At 39.0% G+C, this 6,990-nt stretch carries 4 protein-coding genes and 1 tRNA gene; all 5 read right to left on the reverse strand.

Annotated elements, in window-relative coordinates; genetic code table 11:
• Window positions 1-88: 88 nt before the first annotated feature.
• Complete coding sequence (gene gltX / locus V7K31_RS17425; protein ID WP_335095623.1) at window positions 89-1,534, reverse strand: glutamate--tRNA ligase; 1,446 nt, start codon at window positions 1,532-1,534, stop codon at window positions 89-91.
• Window positions 1,535-1,761: 227 nt separating this feature from the next.
• Window positions 1,762-1,835, reverse strand: a tRNA-Asp gene (locus V7K31_RS17430).
• A 122-nt stretch (window positions 1,836-1,957) separates the two neighbouring features.
• Window positions 1,958-3,484 (reverse strand): serine/threonine protein kinase, encoded by a 1,527-nt coding sequence (locus tag V7K31_RS17435; RefSeq protein ID WP_335095625.1) that lies wholly within the window; start codon window positions 3,482-3,484, stop codon window positions 1,958-1,960.
• 100 nt (window positions 3,485-3,584) lie between these two features.
• Entirely contained in the window at window positions 3,585-5,207 is a 1,623-nt protein-coding gene (locus V7K31_RS17440) for a serine/threonine protein kinase (protein ID WP_335095627.1), read from the reverse strand.
• A 328-nt stretch (window positions 5,208-5,535) separates the two neighbouring features.
• On the reverse strand, window positions 5,536-6,720 hold the full coding sequence (locus tag V7K31_RS17445) for an esterase-like activity of phytase family protein (protein WP_335095628.1): 1,185 nt from the start codon (window positions 6,718-6,720) through the stop codon (window positions 5,536-5,538).
• Window positions 6,721-6,990 lie beyond the last annotated feature (270 nt).

Below are 6,990 nucleotides of genomic sequence, written 5' to 3' on the forward strand. Positions count from 1 at the left end.
TTATAGTTTCTCTACCTTATGGATAGGGGCGCACAAACGTGCGCCCCTAAAATCTAAAATATTTCTAAAATCTGGAAGTAATCACTAATTACCTTGTTTCTGTTAATGCCCGACTCAAGCGCGACTTATCTAAACCAATCTGATTTAGTAGTAACCAAGATTGGATCAAATCGGGGCCATGAACATCTCCAGTTAAGGCTGCTCTGAGCGATCGCATGACTAAGCCTTTTTTGACTTTTTGCTCTTTCACCACTTGTTTAATAATATCTTGAGCGGCAGCTTCCGACAGTTGCGGCTGATTTTCTAAAGCTGTGACAATCCCCTCAAGGACAGCAGCAGAACCTTCTTGCTTCAGTTGTGTACTAGCTTCCTCGGTAAATTCCACTGTATCGCTAAAAAACAGTTGGCTTTGAGCTACTGCATCTACTAAACGAGTCAAACTCTGGCTAATTAAAGTTACTAGCTGTTCTAACCAGAGGCGATCGCGTCCACCATCAAATTTATACCTAGCCGCTTGCCAATAGGGTATGAGTAAATCTGTAAGTTTATCTACTGGCGTATTGTGGATATACTGACTGTTCAACCAGTCCAGCTTGTCCCAGTCAAACTTTGCGCCTGCTTTATTTACACGCTCAAAACCAAATTCTTTAGCTGCTACTTCTAAGGTAAATATTTCTTGCGTCGAGTCTGGTGGCGACCAACCCAGCAATGTCATGTAATTTACCAAGCCTTCAGCAGTAAAGCCCATTTTCTGAAATTCAGAAATGGAAGTGACGCCATCCCGCTTAGAAAGCTTGCGCCCTTCAGTGTTCAAAATTAGCGGCGTGTGGGAAAACTCTGGAATTTTCGCACCCATTGCTTCATACAGCAGAATTTGCTTGGCGGTGTTGGCGATGTGGTCTTCTCCCCGGATGACATGGGTGATTTGCATATCAATGTCATCCACTACAACTACAAAGTTGTATAAAGGTTGACCGCTACCCTCTTCTGAGGCGCGGGCGATGACCATATCACCACCTAAATCGCTACCTCGCCAAGACACCTTTCCCCTTACTAAGTCATTCCAGACAATTTCCCGCCCATCTTCGATTTTGAAGCGAATCACAGAGGAACGACCTTCTGCTTCAAATGCGGCGCGTTGTTCTGGGGTGAGGTTGCGATGACGGTTGTCATAGCGGGGAGCTTCGCCTCTAGCTTTTTGAGCTTCTCTTAAAGCCTCTAGTTCTTCGGAAGTGGTGTAGCAGCGATAGGCTAATCCTTGATCTAGCAGTTTTTCTACTGCTTCTTTATAAAGATCCAGGCGTTGGGATTGAAAAAATGGCCCTTCATCCCAATTCAATCCCAGCCAGCGCAGTCCTTCAAGAATATTCTCGGTGTATTCGGGACGCGATCGCTCTAGGTCTGTGTCTTCAATTCGCACTAAAAATTTCCCACCGTGGTGGCGGGCAAATAACCAGTTGAATACAGCCGTTCTAGCTGTACCAATATGTAAATTTCCGGTTGGACTCGGCGCAATTCGGACTCTAACAGTCACAGTTGATTCTCTCTTTCGCAAAGCATGATAAATGTAGCTTATATTCAAATCCTAAATTCTGAATCAAGGAAATGCAGACTGACAAGCCGCCAAAGAAGCAATGCCCAATTCCTATATTATTTAGGACTCAGCTAGAAATTGGAAAAGCAGTTTCCGCAGTTAGCGTAGCCGTAGCGAGTCAGCGAGCGTCTCTGAACTTCTTGGACTGACTACTCATAAATTTATAACGGGACTGACGGGGCTCGAACCCGCAACTTCCGCCGTGACAGGGCGGTGCTCTAACCAATTGAACTACAGTCCCTTGTTTGGCAACTTTGCTATTATCACTATTTTTTTTATCTTTGTCAAGTGTTTTGTTTTGGAGTTGGGAATTAGAAATTATTTTTGTCCCGTCTACTCTAAGCTGAAGGTGCGAATTTTTCGTTAAATAGACTCTGATAATACAACTAGTGGCTTTGATTCCAGATGCTGCAATATCCGGGATTGCATTTGTTTATACTGCTGCTTTAATAGCTGTTTGCTCAACTGGAGTTGAGAAGCGGGTGGTAGACTCTGACTCTGTTGCACCCAAGTTTTCAACATTTGCCGTTGAGTTCGATCAATGTGACTGGTGAGAACGTTGGTGCAGGAATGTGGTGCTTCTAGGGTGAAAAAAATCAAAGGGTAGCGCTCATTTTCAGCTAGGAAACATACCAGCCGAAGATTTTGGGGATTTTGCATATCCAAATAGCACGGTAGCCATTTAGGAGCCACTTGCCGATTGTAGAGTACAGTCACCCACAACAGCATTGGGTGAGGAGATATCATGAAGATAAATTGGTTGTAACGAGTAGAAAGGGCATAGTTTTTGATTTCTTCTTTAGGCAACATCAACCATAGCGCTGTCATAGATCCTTCTGCGGTGTCTAGAAGCTGGGGAAAAACAATTTCTTGAATTGGTTTATTTGAAGGCCACAAAAGTTGCTGACAGCTTTGTTCTACTGTGATTGTTAATCCAGAATATAAGGGACTGCTAAGGATGGAACTTGAGCCTAAAATTGTCGGTAAACTGGGAAAATTAGACTGTTCTAAACTGTTTAAAACTTCTATAATTTGAGCGATATTTTGTGGGCGATCGCTTGCTTTTTTAGCAAGACAAGCCATGATTAGATTATTTAGCTTCTGAGGTACTTGAAGAGTCGGGCTAACATCTGCGATCGCTTTTGGTTGTTCAAAGTGATGTGCCTTATACCAAGCACCAAAGTAATCAGTTTCTGGTTCCCAAGGTTTTTTGCCTGTGAGCATCTCAAACATCATCACACCCAGGCTATAAATATCAGAGCGACTATCTAATTTTTCCCCATCTAGCTGTTCTGGAGAACAGTAGGGTAAAGTGCCATTAAATCCCCTGCTTGTACTAGCTGTTGATGTATAATTCAAAAATCTAGCAATACCAAAATCGAGAATTTTAACTAACTGACCTAATATCGGATCGGGAATAACTAATATATTGGCAGGCTTGATATCTCTATGAACTAACGGACAAATTTTGCCATCAATGTTAATGCCTTGATGAGCGCACTGTAAGCCCAAACAAATTTGGCGGGAGAGAGTCAAAAACATGGGCAACGACAACGGAATTAAATCCTTTAAACTCTTGCCGCTTAGATATTCCATAACGTAGTATGGTTTTCCTTTCTCATTCACACCATAATCATACGCCCGCACTATATGTATGCTTTTTTGACTCAAAGCTGCACTCATTAAAGCTTCACGAGCAAAGTCTTGTTGCATCTTAGTATCGACAACAGTCTGAGTCAAAAACTTGATAGCAACTGGTATACCTCCTAACAAAATATCATTTGCTAAAAAAACTTCACCCATACCACCGCTACCAATTAATTGGTTGAGTTGATAACGATTGGCAAGCAAGCCCGTACTACTTGGAGATGTAAATGGGCTTTGATTCACTTTGATCACCTTTACTGCTGAGTCGATTTAAAGTTAGTAATACACACATAAAAATATTATTACGTAATGGGGGCAAGGTTTTGATTTTGAGCGCGGACTTTCAATGACGTGATAAAAGTTTAAAAAAAATCTCCAAAAATTTAGCCATCCAATTTTTCAAACCTTCTTTCTCAGCTTTTTTATCTGTGGCTAAGTTTAGTAAGATATCTAATTTTAGTTTTTCATACTCTGTTTTTAGAAGATTTTTGGCTTGATTAGGCAAAGTTATTTCATTTGACTGTTGACTCATATCTAAGCAATCTACAAGTTGCTGGCGCTGGTTAGCCGTGAGGCTTAAAGTCTTTACATGAGAGCAACGGTTTGGTTCTTCTAGGGCAAAAAGTAGTAGATGATAGTAGCCTACTTCTGCTAGGCTACGTACTATTTTCTGCCCTTTATTATCTTTCAAATCCAAAAAATAAGGTAGCCACTTAGTCAGAGAAGGCTGGGCATTGTATAGGACTGTAACCCATAATAGCATCGGGTATACATTCATTTGACTAATAAATTCAGTCCCATGTATTTTATCCAAAAAGTTTGTAATCTCTTCTTTGGGCAACATTGCCCAAAAAGTTGGTATGGGTCTTTGGGAAGTATGTAGTAAATGGGGAAATCCAATTGGCGCAATTGGTTTATTTTTAGGCCAACTTTTCTGTAAGCACTCTTGTTCTGATAATAATGTTGCAGGTACTAATTGGATGGGACATGAGAGATTAATAATGTCACTACTATTATTAGGACTAACTTCATTAAGCTGAATCTTAACCTTTTCTAAATCTTCTAATATTTGGTTGATATTTTGAGGGCGATCGCTTACATCTTTAGCTAAACAACTCATCAACATTTTTTCTAATATCGGCGGGATTTTGACTTGCGGATTCACTTGCTCAACTGTAGGTGGCATTTGAAAGCGATGAGCTTGATACCAAGTACCAAAGGAGTTGCTTTTTGTCTGAAATGGATGCTTTCCTGTCAACATCTCAAACATTAGTACTCCCAAACTGTAAATATCAGAGCGGACATCTAGCAATTTGCGCCCTTCCATATGTTCTGGAGAACAGTAAGGCAGACTGCCAATAAAAGAATCTGTCAGAGTCATCCCACTGCGCTCTGTTAGAAATTTAGCAATACCAAAATCTAGGATTTTAACAATTTCTCCTTGTTTACTATCTTCACTAATGAATATATTTTCTGGTTTAATATCTCTGTGAACAATTGGATAAATCTCTCCTTTGAGGCTGATACCTTGGTGGGCACATTGTAAGCCTAAACAAATTTGATTACAAATCTCTAAAAACTTCGATAATGTTAAAGGCTGAACTTTGAGAATTTGTTTGAGATTTTTCCCTTGGAGGTATTCCATCACATAAAATGGAGTTTTATCATCAGTAACTCCGTAACTTAAAATGCGAACAATATGTTTACTTTTGCGACCCAATTGAGCGCCAATAAAAATTTCTCTGGCAAAGCGTTGGGACATTTGCTGGTTTACCAAACTGAGTGATAAGATTTTAATTGCGATCGCCATATCACCTTTAGCAGTATCTTCGGCTAAATAAACTCTACCCATCCCTCCTTTACCAATCAAATCTTTGATTAAATAGCGATTATTTAAAAATTGTCCAATGTAATGGTCTACCTCTGCTTTTTGCCCTACCATATTATCAATTTTAGTTTGTGGCATAAGAATGATTTATAAAAAATATTGTTGGTAAAATACTTTAATAAGTCTAGCTAATTATTAAATTTAAATCTCAAAAAGAGCCTAAATTTTAGAAAATTAATTATATGCTGTAATCATAGTTAATCTCTCTGCAAAATTTCCTAAACATTCTATAACATATTTATTAATGAATACGGTTGAGAAATTACACGTAAACTACAAAGAGACTAGAAAAAGTTGCCTAGTAGATTCCGTGAATACACAGGAATAAGCTTCAAATAAGTAAATACCGGTAAAGGCGCGATGTCTACGACGGGCTATTCGGCGTCGCGCCTTATTCTCCGTACAACTAATGGTTTAAATTCGGTAGTAAACCGCGTAATAATCTGATTAGTGGTGTTTCAATTTTAATTTTAAAGGCTAGCATCTGGGTGCGTTGCAGGGAGTTGAAATTGTTGTCACTGACGAGAATTAATGATTGCTGTCCATCGGGTAGTTTAGCTCCAAGAGTTAAGCCTTCGATGTTGTCTAGTAGTACATTTAGGGTACTCAAATCTAACAGCAATTTTTTCTTAACTGGTTTAATATTTTTGGAGTCAACTGCTAAAAGGCTATCAATCTGATGAATATCATCAGCTCCTTCTAAAGAAAACTGAAACAGAGAAATAGCAAATCCTAAACCAGTAAAAGACCGTTCTAAACTTAGGAAGTGTCCTTGATTATCGAGAGCAAGTAAATCAGGTAATCCACTAGCGAATTTGCCAATCAGATTCAAAAATGGTGCAACTGGTTCAGTTTGGTAAATAAATTCCTTTTCTGGCTGGTTGTTGAGCAAGTTGTATTGCAAAATCCGGCAAGGACTACCGATGTTAGGTTTAGCTGCGACACCATCTTGAATTAGAGCATTTTCGGTGGCTGTGAATAGATGCTTTTTATCGGGTGTGATGGTGAGACTTTCAAAAGCCAAATTGTTGCGGATACCTTTTTTATTAGTTTTATCGGGCAAAAATTTATTTGGGATAGGAAGTGTTTTAATTTCCCTTTCAGAAGATAGAGAGAACTCTTTAATAAAAGGATTAATTAATTTTGTAGCATCGCCTTCAGAAGAAATAAATACACTTGCTTTATTAGTTAAGGCAATACCTTCTGTATCAGTTTCACCAGGGCGGAATTTTTGACCATTTTCATTTAATAATGTGGTAACACCGACGGGAATAACTCCACCTTTTTGTAGGTAACCTTTGCCCAAGTCGATTTTCAGTGTGTAGAAACGAGCGGCAGCTTTTTGTCCACGGTCATCGGAAATAGCATAATAAAGGTTGTTTTTTGGATCATAGGTAATTCCAGATAAACCTCCAACTTCAGTTTTCTGAAAGATTAAACCTTTTGGTAAAGTTGCTTCCCCGATAAAGTCTATACTACTGACTTCAACAGCATTTGAAAGCAAGTTTATGAATAAGCAAATGATAATTGCAATCGGGATAAAGAAGTAAATAATTCGCGGGAATACGAAGATTTTTTTAATTAGCTGCATAGAATTTTTTTGTGCAAGTGTGAAAAATACAAATAAGTTATGTAGTAGAGAATTATATTTGTCTAATACTTTTAAAACATCCTCTTAGGGATCTGACAATTCAGGTCATGTGGAAAAGCTAACGCGAAACCTAACCCCCCAGCCCGCATTTAAAATTTATCGCGCAGCCCCTGAGATAAGCTGTTGCGTCTACAATTTGCATATAATAAAAATGAATAAGACTTTGGGTATAGGTTGTTATGCCGGCTATTGGCTTTCTAAGCTTAGAAC

Source organism: Nostoc sp. (assembly GCF_036917675.1).
Classification (GTDB): domain Bacteria; phylum Cyanobacteriota; class Cyanobacteriia; order Cyanobacteriales; family Nostocaceae; genus Nostoc.